The organism is Thalassobius sp. Cn5-15 (genome assembly GCF_022347685.1).
In the GTDB taxonomy this organism is placed as follows: Bacteria; Pseudomonadota; Alphaproteobacteria; order Rhodobacterales; family Rhodobacteraceae; genus Thalassobius.
This window is the reverse complement of sequence record NZ_JAKRGF010000002.1, coordinates 217,526-239,114: the sequence shown is the minus strand read 5'-3', so window position 1 is coordinate 239,114 and position 21,589 is coordinate 217,526. Positions and strand designations below refer to the sequence as shown.

General features: G+C 59.1%; 22 protein-coding genes. 21 read left to right on the top strand and 1 reads right to left on the bottom strand.

The genetic code is table 11. The annotated features are described in order from the left end of the window. Positions 1–129: 129 nt before the first annotated feature. The 21 genes from MHM86_RS06990 to MHM86_RS06890 all read left to right on the top strand — a co-directional run bounded on the left by MHM86_RS06990 (position 130) and on the right by MHM86_RS06890 (position 19,734). Positions 130–1,251 carry an MHYT domain-containing protein gene (locus tag MHM86_RS06990; RefSeq protein ID WP_239197388.1) on the top strand — a complete coding sequence of 374 codons (1,122 nt, stop codon included), beginning with the start codon at positions 130–132 and terminating at the stop codon, positions 1,249–1,251. A gap of 111 nt (positions 1,252–1,362) precedes the next feature. Continuing rightward, positions 1,363–2,217 carry a xanthine dehydrogenase family protein subunit M gene (locus tag MHM86_RS06985; RefSeq protein WP_239197386.1) on the top strand — a complete coding sequence of 285 codons (855 nt, stop codon included), beginning with the start codon at positions 1,363–1,365 and terminating at the stop codon, positions 2,215–2,217. Positions 2,218–2,230: 13 nt separating this feature from the next. Further along, the gene (locus MHM86_RS06980; RefSeq protein WP_239197384.1) at positions 2,231–2,725 is read left to right on the top strand and encodes a (2Fe-2S)-binding protein; all 495 of its coding nucleotides are present in this window, start codon (positions 2,231–2,233) and stop codon (positions 2,723–2,725) included. Further along, positions 2,722–5,151, top strand: coding sequence for an aerobic carbon-monoxide dehydrogenase large subunit (locus MHM86_RS06975; RefSeq protein WP_239197382.1), 2,430 nt, complete (start codon positions 2,722–2,724; stop codon positions 5,149–5,151). The genes MHM86_RS06980 and MHM86_RS06975 overlap by 4 nt, the downstream gene beginning before the upstream one ends. A 57-nt stretch (positions 5,152–5,208) precedes the next feature. Further along, positions 5,209–6,084 (top strand): MoxR family ATPase, encoded by an 876-nt coding sequence (locus MHM86_RS06970; RefSeq protein WP_239197380.1) that lies wholly within the window; start codon positions 5,209–5,211, stop codon positions 6,082–6,084. Further along, positions 6,081–7,262 (top strand): VWA domain-containing protein, encoded by a 1,182-nt coding sequence (locus MHM86_RS06965; protein WP_239197378.1) that lies wholly within the window; start codon positions 6,081–6,083, stop codon positions 7,260–7,262. The genes MHM86_RS06970 and MHM86_RS06965 overlap by 4 nt, the downstream gene beginning before the upstream one ends. After that, complete coding sequence (locus MHM86_RS06960) at positions 7,259–8,041, top strand: XdhC family protein (RefSeq protein WP_239197376.1); 783 nt, start codon at positions 7,259–7,261, stop codon at positions 8,039–8,041. The genes MHM86_RS06965 and MHM86_RS06960 overlap by 4 nt, the downstream gene beginning before the upstream one ends. Next, complete coding sequence (locus MHM86_RS06955; RefSeq protein WP_239197374.1) at positions 8,034–8,642, top strand: NTP transferase domain-containing protein; 609 nt, start codon at positions 8,034–8,036, stop codon at positions 8,640–8,642. Before MHM86_RS06960 ends, MHM86_RS06955 begins: the two co-directional genes overlap by 8 nt. Before the next feature lie 106 nt (positions 8,643–8,748). Then, positions 8,749–9,201 carry a CoxG family protein gene (locus MHM86_RS06950; RefSeq protein ID WP_239197372.1) on the top strand — a complete coding sequence of 151 codons (453 nt, stop codon included), beginning with the start codon at positions 8,749–8,751 and terminating at the stop codon, positions 9,199–9,201. Further along, a complete protein-coding gene (locus MHM86_RS06945; protein WP_239197370.1) occupies positions 9,188–10,168 on the top strand; it encodes an XdhC family protein in 981 nt (326 codons plus the stop codon). The genes MHM86_RS06950 and MHM86_RS06945 overlap by 14 nt, the downstream gene beginning before the upstream one ends. A 295-nt stretch (positions 10,169–10,463) precedes the next feature. Further along, on the top strand, positions 10,464–11,639 hold the full coding sequence (locus MHM86_RS06940; protein WP_239197368.1) for a substrate-binding domain-containing protein: 1,176 nt from the start codon (positions 10,464–10,466) through the stop codon (positions 11,637–11,639). Positions 11,640–11,765: 126 nt separating this feature from the next. Then, a complete protein-coding gene (locus MHM86_RS06935; protein WP_239197366.1) occupies positions 11,766–12,530 on the top strand; it encodes an ABC transporter ATP-binding protein in 765 nt (254 codons plus the stop codon). Beyond that, entirely contained in the window at positions 12,523–13,245 is a 723-nt protein-coding gene (locus MHM86_RS06930) for an ABC transporter ATP-binding protein (protein ID WP_239197364.1), read from the top strand. The genes MHM86_RS06935 and MHM86_RS06930 overlap by 8 nt, the downstream gene beginning before the upstream one ends. Before the next feature lies 1 nt (position 13,246). Further along, positions 13,247–14,278: a branched-chain amino acid ABC transporter permease gene (locus MHM86_RS06925; protein WP_239197362.1), complete on the top strand. Its 1,032-nt coding sequence runs from the start codon at positions 13,247–13,249 to the stop codon at positions 14,276–14,278. A gap of 1 nt (position 14,279) precedes the next feature. Further along, entirely contained in the window at positions 14,280–15,338 is a 1,059-nt protein-coding gene (locus MHM86_RS06920) for a branched-chain amino acid ABC transporter permease (RefSeq protein WP_239197360.1), read from the top strand. Beyond that, positions 15,335–16,141: an alpha/beta fold hydrolase gene (locus MHM86_RS06915; RefSeq protein ID WP_239197358.1), complete on the top strand. Its 807-nt coding sequence runs from the start codon at positions 15,335–15,337 to the stop codon at positions 16,139–16,141. The genes MHM86_RS06920 and MHM86_RS06915 overlap by 4 nt, the downstream gene beginning before the upstream one ends. After that, positions 16,138–16,737 carry a TetR/AcrR family transcriptional regulator gene (locus tag MHM86_RS06910; protein WP_239197356.1) on the top strand — a complete coding sequence of 200 codons (600 nt, stop codon included), beginning with the start codon at positions 16,138–16,140 and terminating at the stop codon, positions 16,735–16,737. Before MHM86_RS06915 ends, MHM86_RS06910 begins: the two co-directional genes overlap by 4 nt. 8 nt (positions 16,738–16,745) lie before the next feature. Continuing rightward, a complete protein-coding gene (locus tag MHM86_RS06905; protein ID WP_239197354.1) occupies positions 16,746–17,543 on the top strand; it encodes an enoyl-CoA hydratase/isomerase family protein in 798 nt (265 codons plus the stop codon). Further along, entirely contained in the window at positions 17,536–19,026 is a 1,491-nt protein-coding gene (locus MHM86_RS06900; protein ID WP_239197352.1) for an AMP-binding protein, read from the top strand. The genes MHM86_RS06905 and MHM86_RS06900 overlap by 8 nt, the downstream gene beginning before the upstream one ends. Further along, positions 19,019–19,375 carry a MaoC/PaaZ C-terminal domain-containing protein gene (locus tag MHM86_RS06895; RefSeq protein WP_239197350.1) on the top strand — a complete coding sequence of 119 codons (357 nt, stop codon included), beginning with the start codon at positions 19,019–19,021 and terminating at the stop codon, positions 19,373–19,375. Before MHM86_RS06900 ends, MHM86_RS06895 begins: the two co-directional genes overlap by 8 nt. After that, positions 19,369–19,734: a phosphate acetyltransferase gene (locus MHM86_RS06890; protein ID WP_239197348.1), complete on the top strand. Its 366-nt coding sequence runs from the start codon at positions 19,369–19,371 to the stop codon at positions 19,732–19,734. The genes MHM86_RS06895 and MHM86_RS06890 overlap by 7 nt, the downstream gene beginning before the upstream one ends. A 91-nt stretch (positions 19,735–19,825) precedes the next feature. On the opposite strand, the gene MHM86_RS06885 is transcribed toward MHM86_RS06890, so the two are convergent. Continuing rightward, positions 19,826–21,586 (bottom strand): sulfite reductase flavoprotein subunit alpha, encoded by a 1,761-nt coding sequence (locus tag MHM86_RS06885; protein WP_239197346.1) that lies wholly within the window; start codon positions 21,584–21,586, stop codon positions 19,826–19,828. Positions 21,587–21,589: the final 3 nt, after the last annotated feature.

The window sequence follows — 21,589 nt, the reverse complement described above, 5'->3', positions numbered from 1 at the left end:
TTTTGCTCCATTTGGTCGATCAAAACTGCTGACAGGCTGGGGCAAAAAATTGGGGTTTTCTCGCAAAATTGTGTGATCCAAATCGTCACAGCGTTTGCCAAGTGTGGTATTTTTGGTCACTTTGCAAACATGGATTTCTTAGACGTCAGTCATAACACCCTCCTCGTTACGCTGTCATGTTTGGTGGCTCTGGTTGCAGGGTTCACTGGTCTGTCTCTGACACGGGATCTTGGATCAAAACCGGACTTCGAGAAGAAGGTATTGATTGCATTGGCCGCAATCGCGCTCGGGGGTGGGATATGGGCTATGCACTTCGTGGCGATGCTGGGCCTACAGATGCCCATTTTGTTCTATTACGATGCCGCAATCACGTTGATTTCAGCCCTAACGGCAATTCTGATTGTCGGGGCTGCGCTGATTATCCTGCATTTCACCGTCCGTAACCGTTTTACGGTGTGTCTGGCAGGCGGGACGATTGGTGTGGGTATCCTGGCGATGCATTACATCGGTATGGCCGGGCTTGAATTGTGCCGCGCGGTCTATACGCCGTTTGGTGCTGCGATTTCATCACTTGTGGCCATTGCGCTGTGCATTCTGGCCATTGGCATTGCATATGGCCAGAGGACCAACCGGAATATCTTCCTTGGCACCGCGTGTTTTGCAAGTGCAGTGGTCAGCGTGCATTTCCTAGCCATGAAAGGGACCAAATTTGTAGTGGTTTCAAACGGCTCTGAGTTTGGTCCATTGATGAGCAATGAAACGCTTGCGCTTGGTGTCATCTTCTTCAGCTTCGTCATGTTCGGCGCCTGCCTTTGGGTTGGGGTGACGTATCTGCCGCGACCTGTTCAGGGGGCGCAGCCGGTTGAGGATGACGTTGCTGCTGATCCCGAACCTCTGCCGTTGCAGGTTCCTTGCGAACGGGAGGGGGTGAAGGTTTTTGTGTCTGCTTTGGATGTGGTCTTTGTCCGTGCGGATGCGCATTACACCCAAGTCTATACGCAGGACGAACGGTTGTTCTGCGCGTGGTCAATGACCGATGCAAAAAAGCGTCTTGTCTCGCAGGGCTTTCTTCAGACCCATCGGAGCTATCTGGTCAATCCGCAGCACGTCGTCCGGTTTGAGCGGACGAAAGACAGTGGTAAATGTGTGTTCTCTGGCCCCGACACGCCCCCTGCGCCTGTGAGCCGTTCCAAGTTGAAGGCAATACAGGACGCATTGGCGTCGCAGGTCAGCGCAGTTCGTGCGACCTGACGCGCATTTCGTGCAAAAACCCTGTTTTTCATTGATTTTCTGAAGCGTCTGCATACCGCCGTGTGCGTTGATCCTCCTCAGCAAGTTGAATCGCTTTGAGGAGGAGAGCAGATGATACCAGCTAGGTTTGAGTACTATCGACCCAAGGATATCGCAGGTGTTCTGTCTATCCTGGAAGAACACGGCGACGATGCCCGCGTTATGGCTGGCGGGCACAGCCTTATTCCTATGATGAAGCTTCGTATGGCGGATGTGCCGCACCTGATTGATCTTCAGGATGTCGGTGGGATGTCTGACGTTGAGATCAGCGCCGCAGGCATCCGGATCGGTGCCATGGTCACCCAGCACGATATTATCGACAATGAGGCGCTTGCGTCCGTCGCACCGATCCTTCGCGAAGCTGCGTTGCAGATTGCGGATCCGCAGGTGCGCTATATGGGGACTGTTGGTGGCAATGTCGCAAATGGCGATCCCGGCAATGATATGCCGGGGTTGATGCAATGCCTTGATGCGACCTTTACAGTCATTGGCGCTGATGGCGAGAGAGAGATCCCCGCGCGGGCGTTCTATGAGGCCGCGTATATGACAGCGCGAGAGGACGAGGAAGTTCTGACCGCAGTTACGGTTCCGATCCCGAAGGGCGGCTACGCCTATGAGAAGCAAAAGCGCAAGATTGGTGACTATGCCACCGCAGCGGCGGCTGTTCAGATCGTGAAAGAGGGCGGATCCTGTGTGTCGGCCTCCATCGCGATGACGAACCTCAGCGACATACCGATCTATTCCGAGGCCGCAGGTGCTGCGCTGGTCGGCACATCCGTTGACGACGCTGCGATCCGCACCGCGATGGAGGCAATGCTCGGCGATATCGACCCGACCGAAGACAATCGTGGTCCTGTCGCTTTCAAGAAACATGTCGCAGGCGTGATCCTGCGTCGCGCGATCGAACGCGCCTGGTCACGCGCCTGAGGGAGAGAGCGAAATGGGAAAGAAACAACATTACTCAATCACGGTGAACGGCAAGGAGGAGGAATTCCTCACTGAACCGCGTGAGTTGCTGATTTATACTTTGCGCGAGCGGCTCAACATCACTGGCCCGCATATTGGGTGCGATACCTCACATTGCGGGGCCTGCACCGTCACCATTGATGGCAAATCGGTGAAAGCCTGCACGATGTTTGTGGCACAAGCGAACGGCAAGGATGTCACAACGATCGAAGGACTGGGTGGGCCGGATGATCTGCATCCGCTGCAAACCGCCTTCAAAGAACACCACGGTTTGCAATGCGGCTATTGCACCCCGGGGATGATCACCCGTGCGACCAAGCTGCTGGAGGAAAATCCCGACCCGACCGAAGAGGAAATCCGCTTTGGTATGGCTGGCAATATCTGCCGCTGCACGGGCTATCAGAACATTGTGAAGTCCATTCAGGCTGCTGCTGCAGAGATGAATGCGGCCAAGGAGGCGGCAGAATGAAAGACGAAGCAACAACTCGCGAAGAGCGGATAGAGAACCTCAAAGGCATGGGCTGTTCGCGCAAGCGCGTCGAGGATGCCCGTTTTACGCAAGGCAAAGGCAACTACGTCGACGACATCAAGCTGGACGGTATGCTCTTTGGTGATTTTGTACGGTCCCCTTACGCTCATGCACGGATCAAGAATATCGATACTGCGGCAGCGTTAGAGGTGCCGGGCGTTCTGGCAGTTCTGACCGCGAAGGATCTTGAACCACTTGGCTTGCACTGGATGCCAACACTTGCCGGCGACAAACAGATGGTACTGGCCGACGGAAAGGTGCTGTTTCAGGGTCAGGAAGTGGCCTTTGTTGTCGCCGAAGATCGGTATGCAGCGGCGGACGGGATCGAAGCGGTTGAGGTGGACTACGAAGAACTGGAGGTTCTCGTTGATCCGTTCAAGTCGTTGGAGTCCGATGTCGTCCTGCGCGAAGATACGGTTGATGAGGCTGGCAAAGCCCTCGACGGTGCGCACGGTCCCCGAAAGCACCATAATCACATTTTTACGTGGGAAGCTGGTGACAAGGACCCAACGTTTGAGGTGATTGATGCCGCCGAAGTTGTCGCGGAAGAAAGCATGTACTATCACCGCACCCACCCGTGCCCGCTGGAAACCTGCGGCAGTGTGGCGTCTATGGACAAGGTGAATGGCAAGCTGACGCTCTGGGGGACGTTTCAGGCGCCCCATGCAATCCGCACCATTGTGTCCCTGATCTCGGGCATTGAAGAACACAACATCCGTGTAATCTCTCCTGATATTGGCGGCGGTTTCGGAAACAAGGTGGGGGCCTATCCGGGCTATGTCTGTTCGGTTGTGGCCTCCATTGTGACCGGCAAGCCGGTCAAGTGGATCGAAGACCGGATGGACAACCTGATGACCACGGCCTTTGCGCGTGACTACTGGATGAAAGGCCGGATTTCGGCGACCAAGGACGGCAAAATCACCGGTCTGCACTGTCACGTCACCGCCGACCACGGCGGGTTCGATGCCTGCGCCGACCCGACGAAATTTCCGGCCGGTTTCATGAACATCTGCACCGGATCCTACGATATCCCGACCGCCTTCCTTGAGGTTGATGGCGTCTACACCAACAAGGCGCCGGGCGGGGTCAGCTATCGCTGTTCCTTCCGCGTGACCGAAGCGGTCTACTTCATCGAACGGATGATCGAGGTGCTGGCGATTGAGTTGAACATGGACGCGGCAGAGCTGCGCCGGATCAACTTCATTCGCAAGGACCAGTTCCCCTATCAGGCCGCACTGGGCTGGGAATACGACTCCGGTGACTATCACACCGCTTGGGACAAGGCGCTGAAGACCGTAGACTACGACGGCTTACGCAAGGAGCAGGCAGAACGTGTCGAAGCGTTCAAACGTGGGGAAACCCGCAAATTGATGGGCGTTGGTCTCAGCTTCTTTACCGAAATTGTCGGCGCGGGTCCGGTTAAAAACTGCGATATCCTCGGGCTTGGGATGTTTGACAGCTGTGAAATCCGCATTCATCCAACAGGGTCGGCGATTGCGCGGCTGGGCACGATTTCACAAGGGCAGGGGCACGCGACGACATTTGCGCAGATCCTTGCGTCGGAAATCGGTCTGCCTGCAGACTCGATCACGATCGAAGAGGGCGACACCGACACGGCGCCCTATGGGTTGGGCACCTATGGCTCTCGGTCGACGCCGGTGGCGGGGGCTGCAACAGCGATGGCCGGTCGTAAAATCCGTGCCAAGGCCCAGATGATCGCCGCCTACCTGCTGGAGGTGCACGACGACGACGTTGAATTCGACGTGGACCGCTTTGTGGTCAAGGGCGCGCCTGAGCGGTTCAAGACGATGAAGGAAATCGCCTTTGCGTCCTACAATCAGGCCATCCCCGGGATCGAACCAGGTCTGGAAGCGGTCAGCTACTATGATCCGCCGAACATGACCTATCCGTTCGGGGCCTATGTCTGTGTCATGGACATTGATGTGGATACAGGTGTCACCGAAATCCGCCGCTTCTATGCACTGGATGACTGCGGGACGCGGATCAATCCGATGGTGATCGAAGGGCAAGTGCACGGCGGCCTGACCGAAGCGCTGGCCGTCGCGCTGGGCCAAGAGATTGCTTACGACGACATGGGCAACGTGAAAACGGGTACGTTAATGGATTTCTTCCTGCCAACAGCTTGGGAAGTGCCAAACTACGAAACCGACTACACTGTGACGCCATCGCCGCATCACCCCATCGGGGCAAAAGGTGTGGGCGAAAGCCCGCACGTCGGCGGCGTCCCATGTTTTTCGAACGCAGTGCAGGATGCCTTCCGTGCCTTTGGCCTGCGGCACACCAATATGCCGCACGATCACTGGCGGATCTGGAAGACTGCCAATGAACTGGGTCTGCATGACTAATCCATAACGGGGGGCGCGCAGAAACTTTGTCTGCGTGCCCCAGCCTCGGAGCTTTAGATGACTTGGCAAACACTTCAATCCGCGCTGGCTGCGGAAAGCTATGTCGCGTCCGACGATCTATCTGTGGCGCTGCACCTTGCGCTCTCGCTGGAGCGGCCTTTGCTGCTGGAAGGCGCGGCGGGTGTCGGCAAAACAGAAATCGCCCGCACGCTCAGCCTGACGCAGGACACGACGCTTATCCGCCTTCAGTGTTACGAAGGTCTGGATGCTTCGCAGGCCATCTATGAATGGAACTACCAACGCCAGCTGTTGACGATCCGCTCTGCCGCAGAGGATGGCCAGACCGGTAAAGTGGTCGAAGATCGTATTTTCTCCCGCGATTTCCTGCTGGAACGTCCGTTGCTTGCGGCGATCACTCAAGACAAGCCTCCTGTGCTTCTGATTGATGAAATCGATCGCGCGGATGAAGAGTTTGAGGCCTACTTGCTGGAGGTCCTGTCAGATTATCAGGTCTCGGTGCCCGAACTGGGCACGATCACAGCCACCTGCAAGCCGATCGTGATCCTGACATCAAACGGAACACGGGATTTATCAGACGCGTTGCGCCGTCGCTGCCTTTACACATACGTTGATTACCCTGATCGTGCGACGGAGTTGGCGATCCTCAGGGCGCGCTGTCCGCAGGTCGAGGTGCGGTTGGCACAGCAGATTGTCGGCTTCGTACAAAAGCTGCGCGAACAGGACCTGGAAAAGACACCCGGTATCGCCGAAACGCTTGATTTTGCAGCGGCGCTGATGGGACTTGGAATTGCCGACCTAACCGATAGTCCGGCGGTCTTGCAATCGACACTCGCCACACTTCTGAAAACCCAAAGCGATCAGGCGCAGATCACCGCCGACGTTGCCGTCCGCATTGCGGGGCAGGCAGCATGAGCAGGGTCACCCGCTTTGCCGCCCGCGATCCGGGGCCAGCCGCGCGCGTCGTCGGATTTATGGCGCATTTGCGCGACAACGGAATGAAATTGGGTGTGACGGAGGCGGATCTTAGCCTGACTGCCCTGACGCAGGTAAATGCTGCAGCTTCGGACGAATGTCGCCGCGCGTTACGCGCGATCTGTACCGGTTGCCAAGACGAGGCAGCGCGGTTTGATGCCCTCTTTGACAGCTATTGGATGGATGCAGGACGGGTAAAACAACGTATCATTCCTAAACCGCAAGAGACATTGAGCGACGCTGTTCACAGTTCGCGTGATGCCGATGGGAAGGATGCCGGGGCGCAGGGCACCTCAACGACACCAGATGCAGACGACGCCGAGACGGACAGTGATGGCACTGGCAAGCTGATCGCGACCGAACAGCGTAACCTCAGCCGTCGCGATCTGCGCGACCTTGTGCGGGCCGAGGAAATTGCCGAGGCAGAGGCCGTCGCGCGTCGCCTGGGGGCCTCTCTGCGCGACAAACGCTCGCGGCGTCGTATCGCCGCCCGCAAGGGCGACAGGCTGCATTTCCGCAAGACCATCCGGCGTAGTCTTGCGACCGGCGGGGAACCTTTGCGTCTTTTGCGTAAACGCCGCCCCGATCGCACGCGTAAGATCGTGGCCCTGTGTGATGTGTCCGGGTCCATGAATGTGTATGCGCAGGTGTTTCTTGCGTTTCTGGCTGGTCTGATGCGGGCCGACAAAGACGCGGATGCCTATCTGTTTCATACCCGCCTTGTCCGGATCACCGAAGCCTTGCGTGACAAGGACGCGATGCGTGCGATCGGGCGTATGTCGCTCATGGCCGACGGGTTTGGTGGCGGGTCCAAGATTGGTCCATCGCTGCAGCAGTTCGCGGAGACATACGCCAAACGGTTTGTTAATGGCCGCAGCGTTGTCGTGATCTTGTCTGATGGTTGCGATACCGAACCGCCGGACCAACTGGATGCTGCACTGGGCAAACTTAAAAAACGAGGCTGCACAATCATCTGGCTTAACCCGCTGAAAGGATGGCGTGATTACGCGCCGGTCGTCGGTGGCATGGCAGCGGCGCTGCCGCATCTTGACCTGTTCAAGGCGGCCAATACGCTGGACGATCTGGCGGCGCTGGAAACCGAATTGGGGGCGCTATGAGTCCGGCAGAGATCCTTGATACCGGTTTGGCCGATGCAGCACAGGAGTTACGCGCGCGGCAAGTGCCCTTTGCCTTTGCAACGATCGTGCGGACGGCGGGTGCCACGGCGGCCAAGCCGGGTGCAAAGGCGCTGCTGAGTGCAGACGGCACGATTGTCCATGGCTGGCTGGGCGGGGGCTGTACGCGCGGCGCGGTCAAGCGTGCTGCTCTCAAGGCCCTGCAAAGCGGCGCGCCGCAGCTGATATCTGTCGCGCCAGAAGACCTGCTGGCCGAAAAGGGAATAGCCCCCGGAGATACCGTTGACGGCACGCATTTCGCGCGCAATGGGTGCCCGTCACGTGGCACCGTCGACATCTTTATTGAACCTTGCCTGCCGATGCCCGCATTGGTGGTCATGGGAACCTCTCCTGTTGCACAGGCGCTCAGTACACTTGCCCAGCAGTTTCACTGGTCTGTCTCGGCCACTATTGCGCCCGAAACTGCCAGTGCGCAGCAAACGTTTATCGTGATTGCGACACAAGGGCAGGGCGACCTTGACGCGCTGAAGGCGGCGCTCTCGGGTGAGGCAAGATATGTTGCCTTTGTCGGCAGCGGCCGGAAATTCGCGACCCTTGCCCAGAAGCTTCACAGTCTAGGGATTGGGCCGGATAAAACCGGCCGCGTAAATGCGCCTGCCGGATTGGATCTGGGCGCTGTCACGCCAGAAGAAATCGCTCTGTCGATACTGGCGCAATTATTGCGCGTGCGCCGCGCAGAAACGGTGGCCGCAGATGGATGATGTTGCCGCAATCCTGCTGGCCGCCGGCCTGTCTCGCCGCATGGGGGACCGCAACAAGCTGTTGCTGCATGTCGCGGGTAAACCCATGGTGCGGCATCTGGCAGAAACCTATCTGTCGGTCGTGACATCCCCGCTGACTGTTGTCACTGGACATCAAGCGTGCGAGGTGCGCGCAGCACTGGCCGGGCTGCCGCTTGTCTTTGCCCACAACAACGACTTTGGCCAAGGTCAGCCCGGGTCTGTCGCAACTGGTCTTGGGGTGGTATCTGATGCGGATCTGTTGCTGATCGGATTGGCGGATCAAGCCTATCTGCAGGCAGACGACCTCAGGCAGCTGATGCGTTGGCATCGTTCCAACGATTCCCGTAAAATTACCGTGCCCAAACAGGGCGCCGTGCGCGGGAACCCCATCATTGTGCCGCGCGTTCTACGACCCCGTCTGACAGAAAACCCCGACCGTCCGGGCTGTATGCGCCTCACGCGGGATCGACCGGAGCTTGTCCAGTTCGCGCCGCTGCGCGCGCCGGGTTTCTATACAGATGTGGACACCCCGCACGACTATGCCGCGTTGAGACAAAAAGAGATGGAGGGCGCCCAATGACCCGATTTTTCAAACGGCTGAGGGCCCTGCGGAAAAGGTGGAAAATGACACCTGAGCAGGCTGACAACATCCGATTTCCCTGTTGCTAACAAAGGATACCCAAGACATGGAACTAAGTGACGAAATCACCATCAATGCCCCTGCAGACCGCGTGTATGCGGCCTTGAATGATCCAGAGGTCCTTAAACAGTGCATTCCCGGATGCGAAGAGCTGATCAAACATTCTGATACTGAATTGGAGGCCAAGGTTGTGCTGAAAGTTGGGCCTGTCAAAGCGCGCTTCGGTGGCAATGTTGTTTTGGACCAAAGCGGCGCGCCGGATGCTTTTTCGTTGACCGGTCAGGGCAATGGCGGCGCAGCAGGTCATGCGAAAGGCGGTGCGGATGTGACGCTGACCGCTGATGGTGACACGACTATTCTGCGCTATGAGGCCAAGGCGGAAATCGGTGGCAAACTGGCCCAATTGGGCAGCCGCCTGATCCAAAGCACAGCAAGAAAGCTGGCGGCGAAGTTTTTCAAGTCCTTTGCCGATGTGGTCAATCAAGATGTTGCCGTTTGAAACTGGCCCCTACGCTGAATGCGTGGCCGACATCATAGATGTGGCCGCGCGTCTCATTCAGGGCGACGGACGGTTTGCCCTGATCACCTCCATCGCGATCGAAGGGGGCGCAGCACGCGAAGTGGGTTCACTGGCCATTGTCGAGGCTGATGGAACGATGACGGGTTACTTGTCCAACGGTTGTATTGATCGTGACATTCAGCACCGTGCGCTTATGGCCTTGGTGGGCAATCGCAAGGAGGTGGTGCGCTATGGCGAAGGTTCGCGTTTCGTCGATTTGAAGTTGCCCTGCGGTGGCGCGCTGGAGGTGCTGATCGACCCGGACCCAGACCGCGACATGCTGCGCCAAGCAAAACGTGATTTTGATGCGCGCAGACAGGCGAGGCTGTCCTGTCGGGCCAACGCGACAGACCAGAACACGCATTATTTCACCTACGAACCCCGGGTGCGGCTTTGCCTTGCTGGGCGCGGTGCGATCTTTCGCTCGATGGCGCAGCTGGGTCACGCGACGGGATATGAGGTTTTTCTGATCTCGCCGGATACCGAGGATCTGGAGGCCACACAGCATTTTTCAACGCAGCCGTCAGTGCACCTTCGGTCCTTTGATCAGGCTGTGGATCTCAGTTTGATCGATCGTCGGACTGCATTTTTGACCCTGTTCCATGATCATGACTGGGAGCCACACCTCCTGCAAAAGGCACTACAGCGCCCTGCTGGATTCATCGGATCGCTGGGCAGTCGGCGGACGCATATGATGCGATGTGACACGCTGCGGGGCATGGGGGCTACCGAAGAAGATATCAGTAGGCTGAATGGTCCGATTGGTTTGGTGGGATCACTGAGGGACGCATCATTGATCGCTGTTTCTTCTCTGGCTGAGATTGTTTCGATGTTCCCGTCGCAGCTTGTATCGGCTCGCCAATCTGGCGCGGCACCTGCCGAGAAGGCTGTTGCCCACACGGTTTAGGGCATTGCACTTTCTTCTTTTTGCCTGCTCCGGCGGGTTCTACGGCCAGTCTGGCGACTGGCGGCACACTTTGCTGCGAAGGCGCGGCTTAACGCAGCGTGTCTCTGTGTGTGCTCTGCTCTGTCAGTCAATCAACTGAAATCAAAATAAATTTCGTACATTGCTCGCAGGTTTTCCTTTGCAAGCGGTGATCTGTCTGGCCTGTGGGAAACACGGTGTTGGCGAAAATGCCGTTGACATGAATCATGATTCATATTTCACATTGAGGCAGAGGAGAACCCAGGGAGGAAGACAGATGTTTCGCACATTTGCGATGACGGCGATTGGTGCCTTGATGGCAACCGCGAGCACTGCGGAAATCCGCATTGCCCATGTTTACGGAAAAACCGGCCCGTTTGAGGCCTACGCCGCGCAGTCCCATAACGGGCTGAAGCTGGGGCTGGAATACGCCACCGGCGGCACCATGGAGGTGAACGGCGAAAAGATCGTGTTGATCGAAAAGGACACCCAACTGAAGCCGGATATCGGTCGCGCTCAATTGGAAGAGGCTTACGGCGATGACGACGCGCATATCGCTGTGGGTCCGGTCAGTTCCGGTGTGGCACTGGCGATGCTGCCGGTGGCCGAGGAATACGAACGGGTGCTGATTGTCGAGCCTGCGGTGGCAGATTCGATCACCGGATCTAACTGGAACCGCTATATTTTCCGCACCGGGCGTAACTCCTCTCAGGATGCGATTGCCAATGCGGTGGCTCTGGGCGGCGAGGGTGTGACAATCGCGACACTGGCGCAGGATTATGCCTTTGGCCGCGACGGCGTTGCCGCCTTCAAGGAAGCGCTGGAAGCCACGGGCGCCAAGGTCGCGCATGAGGAATACGTGCCCACCGACACCACTGATTTTACCGCTGCGGCAGAGCGTATCTTTACCGCGATGGGGGATGTTGAGGGTGAAAAGAAGCTGTTCATCATCTGGGCCGGCGGCGGCAACCCGATGAGCAAGATAAACGCGATGGAACCTGGCCGCTTCGGGGTGGAGATCGCGACAGGTGGCAACATTCTGGCCGCTCTCAAAGCTTACAAAGAGCTGCCGGGTATGGAGGGTGCGACCTACTACTACTACGAAATTCCGCAGAACCCGGTGAACGACTGGTTGGTGAAAACCCATTTCGAACGGTTTGACAGTCCGCCGGATTTCTTCACCGCAGGCGGCATGGCATCGGGCATGGCGATTGTTGAAGCAATCAAAAAAGCCGGTGGCGCAGATGACGCAGAGGCCTTGATCGAAGCGATGGAAGGCATGAGCTGGGACACGCCCAAGGGCCAGATGACTTTCCGCGCAGATGACCATCAGGCGATGCAGACCATGTACCACTTCCGCACCGAGGTGCAGGAGGGCAAGGACTACGGCGTGCCGGTTCTGGTGCGTGAGATCGGAATGGACGAAATGGCGATCCCCGTGCGCAACAAGTAACCCCGTTTCTTGGATGCGATGGACCTGCGGCGGGCGAACCTGCGTGCCGCAGGTCACATATCCGGCACGCGCTATGTGCCGTTCGAAAGACAACACCCCAAACGCAGGATCGCTGAGAGCAGGACCATGACACAGACACTTCTTCAGACGGACGGGTTGACCGTGCGCTTTGGGGGGCATGTGGCGGTGGATGCCGTTTCATGCAGCTTCCACGCGGGCGAGTTGACCGCCATTGTCGGCCCGAACGGCGCGGGCAAGACCACCTATTTTAACCTGATCTCTGGTCAGATCCCCGCCAGCGCAGGCCGCGTCACCCTGATGGGTGAGGATATCAGCCGTCTTGGCGTTGCGGACCGCTGCCGTCGTGGGTTGGGCCGTGCCTTTCAGTTGACCAACCTGTTTCCCAGCCTGTCGGTTCTGGAAAACATCCGGCTGGTGATCCAGTCGCGTCAGCACAAGGGCTTTGGCCTGTTTTCCATGGCCGACAGTCACACCGAACTGACCGTCGCCGCGATGGCCATTTTGGAACGGGTGCGGCTGGACAACCAGAAGGACTTGCTGGTGTCGGAACTGTCGCATGGCGATCAACGCAAGCTGGAGGTGGCGCTGATGATCGGGCTCGACCCGATGGTTTACATGTTCGATGAACCCACCGCCGGGATGAGTGTGGATGAAGCCCCCGTCATTCTGGATCTGATTGCCGAGATTAAGGCCGACCGTGAACGCACGGTTCTGCTGGTTGAGCACAAGATGGACGTGATCCGCACCCTCGCAGATCGGATCATCGTTTTGCACAACGGCGCGCTGGCCGCAGATGGCGATCCGGAAACGGTGATGGCCTCGGATGTGGTGCAAGAGGCCTATATGGGCAAGGAGCTGGATCATGTCTGACCCGATCCTGACACTGGACAACATCTATACCGACATCGCGCAATACCACATCCTGCAGGGCGTGAATTTCACCGTGCCACGCGGGCAGGTGACGATGCTCTTGGGCCGCAACGGCGTGGGCAAGACGACGACGCTGAAAACCATCATGGGGCAGTGGCACGCAAAATCGGGTGCCATCCTGTATGAAGGGCGCGATATCAACACCCTGCCCACCGCAACGCGTGCGCGTGCTGGTATCGGATTTGTGCCCGAAGACATGGGTATTTTTGGCGACCTGACGGTGGAGGAAAACATGATCCTTGGCTGTACCTCAGGCCCGCTGGACCCTGCGCGCAAGGACTGGCTTCTGGCGGCCTTCCCGGCGCTGGCAACCTTCTGGAAGAGCGAGGCAGGGAACCTCTCAGGCGGGCAGAAGCAAATGTTGTCCATTGCCCGCGCGCTGGCGGAGGATCGCCAGCTTTATCTGATTGATGAACCGACCAAAGGGCTGGCGCCGGCAATTGTGTCGACCATGGCGCAGGCGTTGCGCGAGCTGAAAGAGCAGGGCGCGTCGATCCTGCTGGTGGAACAGAACTTCTCCGTCGCGCGGGCGCTGGGTGACAGAGCGTTGGTGATGGATGACGGCGCGGTGGTCTGGTCCGGCGCTATGGCCGAACTGGCCGACAGTAAAGATCTGCAAGAACAGCTGATGGGTCTCAGCATGGAGGCGCATTGAGATGACAATTGCACCCGATCATAAACCGACATTTGCCAAGATGTCGCTGGGCGAACAGCTGGGCAAGGCGATGCCTGTTCTGCTGATCCCGATCCTAGTCGTGCTGGGCTTCTTCGCCATCGGCGCGCCGTCTTCGTGGTTGACACTGACGGTGTCTGGACTGGCGATGGGGATGATGATTTTCATCATGGCCTCTGGTCTGACGCTGGTGTTTGGCCTGATGGATGTGATCAACTTTGGTCATGGCGCTTTTGTCTCTGTCGGCGCCTTTGTCGGTGTGTCTGTCCTGCTCGCGCTGGGCGGTTGGACCGGTACGCCCTCGCTCCTCCTTAATATTGCGGCGGTGTTGCTGGCGGTGGTTGCGGCGATGGCGGTCACTGGCGCGATGGGCTGGGGGTTTGAACGGGTGATCGTAAAGCCCGTTTATGGCGCCCACCTGAAACAGATCCTCGTGACCGTTGGCGGATTGATTGTGGTGGAACAACTGATCCATGTGGTCTGGGGACCGGATGAGATTTTCATCAATCGTCCCGAAACCCTGAAAGGTGCGATCACCTTCGCCGGGGCCGCGATGGAGAAATATCGTCTGCTGGCTGTGGCGATCGGGCTGATCCTGTTTATCGCCATGCGCATGGTCCTGCGCCGTACCAAGGTGGGGCTGATTGTGCGCGCAGGCGTCGAAAACGGCCCAATGGTCGAGGCGCTGGGCTACCGGTTGCGCATGGTCTTTGTCGGGGTGTTCATCGCCGGATCGGCGCTGGCGGGCCTCGGTGGGGTGATGTGGGGGCTGTACCAAGAGGTGATCACCGCGGGTATGGGCGAACGGATGATGGTGCTGGTCTTTATTGTGGCAATCATCGGCGGGCTGGGGTCGATCGAGGGCGCCTTTATCGGTGCGCTCTTGGTTGGGCTGACGCAGAACTACGTTGCCTTTTTGGAACCGAAACTGGCGCTGGTGTCCAATATCGCGCTGATGACCGCAATCCTGATGTGGCGCCCGCAGGGGATGCTGCCTGTTGTGAAGGCGAAATAACATGCTGACGAAATTTCTTTCCGGCGATCAACCACGGTCGCGCGCGCTGACGGCGATCCTGCTGATGATTCTGATCTGTCTGGCTGGTGCCCCCTTGCTGTTTGACGGGGTGCGCCCGTTGGATACGGCGGCGCGCATCTGCATTTTTATCGTGCTGGTGGCCAGCTATGATCTGCTGCTGGGCTATGCCGGCATCGTCAGTTTTGCACATACGATGTTCTTCGGCCTTGGGGCATATGGCGTTGCGCTGGCCTCGACCTATATGGGGCGCGGGTTTGATGCGCTGATCGTGGGCAGTGTTGCGGGTGCGCTGGCGGCGGTGGTGCTGGCGCTGATGATCGGGCTGTTTAGTTTGCGGGTGCGTGCGATCTTCTTTGCGATGATCACGCTTGCTGTCGCCTCTGCCGTGGCGGTTCTGGTGTCGCAGTTTTCCGGCCTGACGGGGGGGGAGGACGGGCTGACCTACAAGATCCCCCGCGTGCTGACTTCCGCCAACCGGATGGGGGAATTTCTGGGCACCCGTATCAGCGGAAAGATCCTGAATTACTACCTGATCTTCTTTGCCTCGCTGGCGCTGTTCCTGCTGCTGCTGCGCATCGTGAATTCGCCCTTTGGGCGGGTGCTACAGGCGATCCGCGAAAACGATTTCCGGGCCGAGGCGATCGGTTATCGCGTGGTCTGGTATCGCACGGCTGCCACCTGCTTGTCGGCGGCCACGGCGGCGCTGGCCGGTAGCCTCTTTGCCATCTGGCTGCGCTATGTGGGGCCGGACACCACGCTGAGTTTTGAGATCATGTTGGACATCCTGTTGATGGTGGTGATCGGCGGCATGGGAACGATGTATGGCGCGGTGATCGGGGCGACCTTGTTCATCATGGCGCAGACCTACCTGCAAAACCTGATGGGCGTCGCGTCCGAGGCGACGCACAACCTGCCACTGTTGCCACATTTGCTGGAACCGGACCGCTGGCTGATGTGGCTGGGGATCCTGTTTATCCTTAGCGTCTACTTCTTCCCCACCGGCATCGTTGGCCGCCTGCGGGAGCGCGGCAAGGCATGACGACACCGGTACTATTCCTACACGGCTGGGCGATGCGCGGTGATCTGTTTGCGGATGTTGCCCGTCGCCTTGGCCCTGATTTCGACTGCCATATGCCGGATATGCCCGGTCACGGTGCGGCTGCGGATCAGGCCGGGGGGCTGGATGCCTGCGCAGATTTGGCAGCGGCTTGGATGAGCCGGCTGGACAGGCCCATTGTGGTGGGCTGGTCAATGGGGGCGGCGATTGCATGGCGGCTGATCGAACGGCTGGGTACGAGTGGGATGCGGGGGCTAGTGACCCTTGATATGTCGCCACGCATGTTGCCGGATCAGGGCTGGACGCAGGGGCTGATCGCGCGGGATGCGGATGCCATCCGCGCCACCGCCGCCCGCATCGTGCCGGGCTGGCAGCGCATGGCCAGAAGCATCGCTCAAAGCATGTTCGCTGAAGGAAGCCAGCCGGTGCCGACACGCACGGAGATTGCAGATTTCCTGTGCGGTCAAGATCCCGGTAATCTGGTTTCTGTGTGGGCGGATTTGGTGGAGGCCGACGCGCGGCAGGGGATTGCGGCTATCGAGGTGCCCTATCTGGTCTGTGCGGGTGCTCAAAGCGGGCTTTATCCGCGCTCCACCGCACAGTGGCTGGTTGAGGCCGCGCCGGACGCAACCCTCGCCCTTATCGAACAGGCAGGCCATTCGCCGCATCTGGAGCAGCCAGAGGCGTTTTGTGATGCCATTTGTCGCTTCGTTGCGGCAAAAGGGCTGGCATCCTCCCTGACCCGGACACAGATCCAGCCTGCACAGAAAGCCCCGATCCCATGACCAAAGCCGCCGCCAGCCAACCAAAAACCAAACGCGGTATCGAACGCCGTGCCAAGATCCTTGCCGCCGCCGAACAGGTGATCGGCGAAAAGGGGTTCGCCGCCGCTTCCATCGCGGACATAACCCGCGCGGCGGACACGGCGTCGGGCACTTTCTACATTTATTTTTCGGGCAAGGACGTTTTGTTCCGTGAACTGGTTGAGGATATGGGCCGCGCTACAAGATCACAGGCGGCTGAACGCATCGCGGGGGCCAGAAACCGACTGGAGGCAGAGCGCGCAGGCCTAGAGGCCTACCTGATCGTCGTAAGGGATCGTCCGATGCAATACCGCATTGTCGAAGAGGCCCGTTTTGTCGATCCAGACGCCTATCGCACCTATTACACCGAATTTGGCGAAGCCTATGCGGACCAGCTGAAACAGGCCGCAGAACAGGGTGAGATTTCGGCTGGCGACGCAGAGGTGCGCGCCTGGGCTTTGATGGGTATCGCCAAAACACTCGGCGAACGTTTCGTCCTCTGGGAGGAGGGTGAGGTGGATATCGAACGGGTGGTGGCAGAGGCGCATAAATTCATCTGCAACGGGTTGGCATCATAGGGGGGAATATGGCTGACATCAGGGAGGAGAGGGTTACCTGCGCAGAGGTGGCACTGCCAGGCGGGGAGGTCTGTTTCCAGATCACCCTGCAGGCACCGCGTGCCAATGCACTGGAACCTCAGGTGCTGGGTGATCTGCATGCCGCGCTTGACGCCTTGCAGCAGTCGGGCGCGACTAAGGCGTTACTGCGGACTGCGGGGCGCAATTTTTCGTCCGGTGGCGATGTGGCGGGGTTTTATCGCGCCGCACAAGAAGGCCGCGCAGATGTTTATGCTGATCAGGTGGTGCCGGTGTTGCAGGATCTGGTGATGCGGATCATCGACATGCCAGTTCTGTTTGCCGCTGCCATCCGCGGCGCCACGACGGGGGGATCTGCGGGATTGATCTTTGCCTCCGATCTGGTGATCGCGGCGCCGGATGCGTTTCTACAGCCCTATTATGGCGTGATGGGTTTTGCCCCCGATGGCGGCTGGACGGCTGTTCTGCCAGAATTGATCGGCGCAGGGCCTGCGCAGGGTTGGCTGCACGCGAACCTGCGCCATGAAGCGGATCAGCTCTTGGCGCTTGGCTTGGTTCAGGCGGTGGATGACGCGGCAGAGGATCGTGCGCTGGCACTGCTTGACGGCACAGATGCAGGCACTGCGCTGGCGACCAAGACGATGATCTGGACCGCAGAGCGCCGTGCCCGCGTGCGTGCGGGTTTGGACGCGGAAACCGCCGCCTTTCGTCGTTTGATCACGCGGCAGCAAACACTGGCACGCATGACTTCTTTTCTGACACCTGAAAAAGGGACGAGAGATGTTTGATATGATCCCTGACATGGCCGCCAAACGGGCGGAGTTGAGCCCTAATGCGCTGGCCTTTCACGATCTGGTAACTATGCGCGACTGGACCTTTGCCGAGGTCAATGCGGCAGCGAATGGAGTTGCTGCCGGCCTGACCGCATGCGGTCTGGGGGAGGGCGACCGTGTGGCCATCCTGTCCCAGAATAGGGTGGAGTTTTTCATCGCTCTCTTTGCTTGCCAGAAAACTGGCGTGATCCTCTGTCCGCTGAACTGGCGTCTGCCTGCGCCTGAACTGGTGGAGATTGTGGCGCAGGTCGGCGTATCGCTGATCCTCAGCGACGCGGGGTTTGGGGATGTCGCAGCGGAGGTTGCAGGTCTGACGGGGACCGCGACCCTAAGCATTGAAACCGATCTGGGCGCATGGATCGATGCGGGTGGGCCCGCGCTAACGGCAGCCATTCCGGCAACGCGGCCTTGGTATCTGCTGTTCACCTCCGGCACCACTGGCACGCCCAAGGCTGTGATCCAGACTGCGCGCATGGCTTGGGCCAATGCGATCAGCATCGGGCAGGCGATTGATATCGCGGCGGGGGATCGCGCGGCGTGTTTCCTGCCGTTGTTTCATACCGCTGGCATCAACCTCTACACCCTGCCGGTGTTCCTGTGGGGCGGCAGTTCTACTGTTCTGGCGAAGTTTGAGGAGGGGCCGGTTCAACAGCTATTAGCATCTGGGCGGATCAATCAGTTTTTTGGCGTGCCTGCGGTTTATCAGGCTCTGTCGTTGATGCCCGAGATTGCCGATGTCGACTGGTCCAAGGTACGGTGCGGCTGTGGTGGTGCCCCCTTGCCGGAACCCTTGATCCGGTTCTTTGCCGAACGCGGTGCAGATGTTTTGAACGGCATGGGCATGACCGAAAGCGGGCCGACCGTTTTCTTGATGGATGCTGCCCATGCAAGCGCTAAGATCGGATCGGTGGGCAAACCGCAATCTCTGGCGGAGGTGCGGCTGGTCGATGTGCCCGACGGCACAGCGGGCGCAGGTGAATTGCATCTGCGTGGTCCCGGCATCACGCCTGGCTATTTTCAGAACGAAGGGGCCACGGCCAAGACCTTCACAGACGATGGCTGGCTTGCCACCGGCGATGTCGCACGGCGCGATGCGGATGGGTATTACTACATCGTGGACCGCCTCAAGGACATGTTCATCTCTGGCGGGGAAAACGTCTATCCGGCAGAGGTGGAGCGTGTGCTGAACGCCCATCCTGCGATTCTGGAGGCGGCGGTCATTGGCGTGTCGGATGAACGCTGGGGGGAGGTGGGCGCTGCCCATGTTATGCTGCGCCCCGACGCGTCGTTGGATGCGGGCGATTTGCGCCCGTGGTGCCGCGAACGGCTGGCGGGCTACAAGGTGCCTGCTTATGTGCGCATCGTCGATGAGTTCCCGCGCACTGCGGCGGGCAAGGTCTGCAAACCCGATCTGCGAGAGGCTTTTGAACATGATTGAATTGAGCGAGGTCTGGACCCCGACGCAGGGCGATTTTGACGCCTTTGCACGGGTGTCTGGCGATGACAACGCGATCCATGTGGATCCGGACTTTTGTGCGCAAACCACATTTGGGCGTACGGTCAGCCACGGGATGCTGATCTACTCGAAACTCTGGGGCATGGTACGGCGCTATGACCCGTCGCTGCGGCAGGTCAGCCAGCAGATGATGTTTCCCAACCCCGCCTTCACCGGCGAGGAATTGCTGCTGGAGATCACTGAGCACCGCCCCAATATCCTGACAATGCGCGTCACGCGCAGCGCAGATGGTGCGGAATGCCTGACCGGGGAGGCAGAGGTTACATGCTGACAGTTGGACAGGCGGCAGAAATCCGTCGCACCTACACGCAATCTGATCTGACAGAGTTTGCGGCCCTCAGCGGCAGCGTCGGCGATACTGTGCCGGAACCGCTGATCGCGGCGCTGTTTTCCTACCTTTTGGGGGTCAAACTGCCGGGATCAGGGACCAATTACCTGAAACAGGAACTGGCGTTCAAAGCGCCGGCGCCGCTGGACACCCCCTTGATTGCACGGGTCGAAGTCACCCGCTTGCGGCCTGACAAGCACTTGGTCGATCTCTGGGCCAGCTGTACGGCACCAGATGGTACGGTTCTGTGTGAGGGGCGTTCACTGGTGAAGGCAAAAGATGTTTCGGGTGCCTTCGTCTAGAGTGTTCTAGCCGTGTTTTCTATCTGCCGCGTGCATACAGAAAAACGGGCGCCCGAGTGGGGCGCCCGTTCTGCTTTGTCTGGCGCGCGGGTCAATAAACGTCGCGCACGTAACGCTTGTCGCGTTTCAGCGCGTTCACATACGCGACCGCGCCGTCTTGTGAGAGGCCGCCATGTGTGGCGACGATCTGGTGCAGCGCGTCGTCCACATCGCGGGCCATGCGGGTGGCATCACCGCAGACGTAGAAATATCCACCTTCTTCCAGTTGAGCGAACAGATCTTTGCCGTTCTCGGCCATACGGTGCTGTACGTAGACTTTTTCCGCCTGATCGCGACTGAATGCCAGATCCAGGCGGCTCAGCAGACCGGAGGCGCTGAAAGCGCTGATTTCATCTTCATAGATAAAGTCGCTGGCGCGGTGCTGATCGCCAAAGAACAGCCAGTTGGCGCCGTTCGCGCCCCGTTCGCGGCGTTCCTCAAGGAAGGCGCGGAAGGGGGCGATACCAGTGCCGGGGCCGACCATGATCATCGGTACGCTGTCATCTTCTGGCACGCGGAAACTCTTGTTTGGCGACATGAAGATCCCGGTCTGTTCACCTGCAGGCATGTGATCGGCCAGGAAGGTCGAACAGACCCCGCCATGAGCGCGATTGTCATGCATCCAGCGCACAGCAGCGACGGTCAGGTGCACTTCGCCGGGGTGGGCCTTCGGGCTGGAAGAGATCGAGTAGGCGCGGTGTTGCAGCGGTTTGAGCCAGTTGACCACCTCGGCCGGATCAAGGGCGAGGTCAGGCGCGAGGTTCAACAGATCAAGCGCATCCTTGCCCCAGAGGTAGGCATCCAGCGCCTCTTTGTCGCCGTTGCCGACCACATGGCTCAGCTCATCATTATGAGCCAGCGGCTCAATCGCGCGGATCAGATCGCGCGAGGGCGTCATAATCTCCAACCCTGTGGTCAGTAGATCGCCTAAGGCGCGACCGCCAATATCGGTGTCAGCCCCTGCGCTCAGACGGTCCAGCCAGCCCTGCACCAGTGTTGGGTTGTTCACTGGCATCACGCACAAAGCATCGCCTGCTTCATATGTCATGCCGCTGTCACCCAGATCAAAGGCGATGTGGCGGATTTCCTTGGCGGAGTCCGCGCCAGACACGACGCGGTTGTCCAGCGTGGTGGCGAGGTAGGGATTTTTGCGGCCCCAGCCGGACTTTTCAGCCTTTGGCGTGGCGTCGGCCACGGGCACGGCGGCTGCGATGCTGCCTGCATCGGGGATCGTCGCGGCGATCCATGCCTCTGCGGCATCCTCGAAATCAACGTCACAGTCTACCCGCGCAGCCAGACGTTTGGCGCCCAGTTGTTCCAGACGGGTGTCAACCAGTTTTCCGGCTTGGCAGAACTCATCATAGGATGTGTCGCCAAGAGCCAGAACGCCGTAGTTCAGCGCCTCAAGCCGTGGCGCAGTGGAGGCGCTGAGCGCGCCCCAGAACTGGTGTGCGTTGTCGGGCATTTCGCCTTCGCCGTAGGTCGAAACCACGATGATCACGTTCTGCATGGCGGCCAGCTGTTCCATGCTGACGTCATCCATTTCGGCCAGCCGTGGCGTGAAGCCCCTGGTCCTGGCCAGTGTGGCGGCATCTTCGGCCACGGTTTCGGCATTGCCGGTCTGGGTGCCGAACAGGATGTCGAGGTGTTTCACCTCTGCCGCCGCAGTGGCGGGCGTGGCAGCGGCGGCACCGCCGCCAGCGGCAAGGCGCGAGTGCAGGCCAGCAAGAAACCCGCCCAGCCATAGGCGCTGTTCGCCAGAAAACGGGGCATCCCCGGGGATGTAAGGGACTTTGGTGTTTGTATCGGTCATCTG

Bases quoted from the DNA above. Each gene is read 5' to 3' on its own strand.
- MHM86_RS06980 (WP_239197384.1), top strand. From the start codon at position 2,231: ATGGGAAAGAAACAACATTACTCAATCACGGTGAACGGCAAGGAGGAG.
- MHM86_RS06890 (WP_239197348.1), top strand. From the start codon at position 19,369: ATGCTGACAGTTGGACAGGCGGCAGAAATCCGTCGCACCTACACGCAA.
- MHM86_RS06965 (WP_239197378.1), top strand. From the start codon at position 6,081: ATGAGCAGGGTCACCCGCTTTGCCGCCCGCGATCCGGGGCCAGCCGCG.
- MHM86_RS06990 (WP_239197388.1), top strand. From the start codon at position 130: ATGGATTTCTTAGACGTCAGTCATAACACCCTCCTCGTTACGCTGTCA.
- MHM86_RS06970 (WP_239197380.1), top strand. From the start codon at position 5,209: ATGACTTGGCAAACACTTCAATCCGCGCTGGCTGCGGAAAGCTATGTC.
- MHM86_RS06945 (WP_239197370.1), top strand. From the start codon at position 9,188: ATGTTGCCGTTTGAAACTGGCCCCTACGCTGAATGCGTGGCCGACATC.
- MHM86_RS06910 (WP_239197356.1), top strand. From the start codon at position 16,138: ATGACCAAAGCCGCCGCCAGCCAACCAAAAACCAAACGCGGTATCGAA.
- MHM86_RS06915 (WP_239197358.1), top strand. From the start codon at position 15,335: ATGACGACACCGGTACTATTCCTACACGGCTGGGCGATGCGCGGTGAT.
- MHM86_RS06950 (WP_239197372.1), top strand. From the start codon at position 8,749: ATGGAACTAAGTGACGAAATCACCATCAATGCCCCTGCAGACCGCGTG.
- MHM86_RS06920 (WP_239197360.1), top strand. From the start codon at position 14,280: ATGCTGACGAAATTTCTTTCCGGCGATCAACCACGGTCGCGCGCGCTG.
- MHM86_RS06905 (WP_239197354.1), top strand. From the start codon at position 16,746: ATGGCTGACATCAGGGAGGAGAGGGTTACCTGCGCAGAGGTGGCACTG.
- MHM86_RS06885 (WP_239197346.1), bottom strand. From the start codon at position 21,586: ATGACCGATACAAACACCAAAGTCCCTTACATCCCCGGGGATGCCCCG.
- MHM86_RS06895 (WP_239197350.1), top strand. From the start codon at position 19,019: ATGATTGAATTGAGCGAGGTCTGGACCCCGACGCAGGGCGATTTTGAC.
- MHM86_RS06955 (WP_239197374.1), top strand. From the start codon at position 8,034: ATGGATGATGTTGCCGCAATCCTGCTGGCCGCCGGCCTGTCTCGCCGC.
- MHM86_RS06930 (WP_239197364.1), top strand. From the start codon at position 12,523: ATGTCTGACCCGATCCTGACACTGGACAACATCTATACCGACATCGCG.
- MHM86_RS06925 (WP_239197362.1), top strand. From the start codon at position 13,247: ATGACAATTGCACCCGATCATAAACCGACATTTGCCAAGATGTCGCTG.
- MHM86_RS06975 (WP_239197382.1), top strand. From the start codon at position 2,722: ATGAAAGACGAAGCAACAACTCGCGAAGAGCGGATAGAGAACCTCAAA.
- MHM86_RS06900 (WP_239197352.1), top strand. From the start codon at position 17,536: ATGTTTGATATGATCCCTGACATGGCCGCCAAACGGGCGGAGTTGAGC.
- MHM86_RS06960 (WP_239197376.1), top strand. From the start codon at position 7,259: ATGAGTCCGGCAGAGATCCTTGATACCGGTTTGGCCGATGCAGCACAG.
- MHM86_RS06935 (WP_239197366.1), top strand. From the start codon at position 11,766: ATGACACAGACACTTCTTCAGACGGACGGGTTGACCGTGCGCTTTGGG.
- MHM86_RS06940 (WP_239197368.1), top strand. From the start codon at position 10,464: ATGTTTCGCACATTTGCGATGACGGCGATTGGTGCCTTGATGGCAACC.
- MHM86_RS06985 (WP_239197386.1), top strand. From the start codon at position 1,363: ATGATACCAGCTAGGTTTGAGTACTATCGACCCAAGGATATCGCAGGT.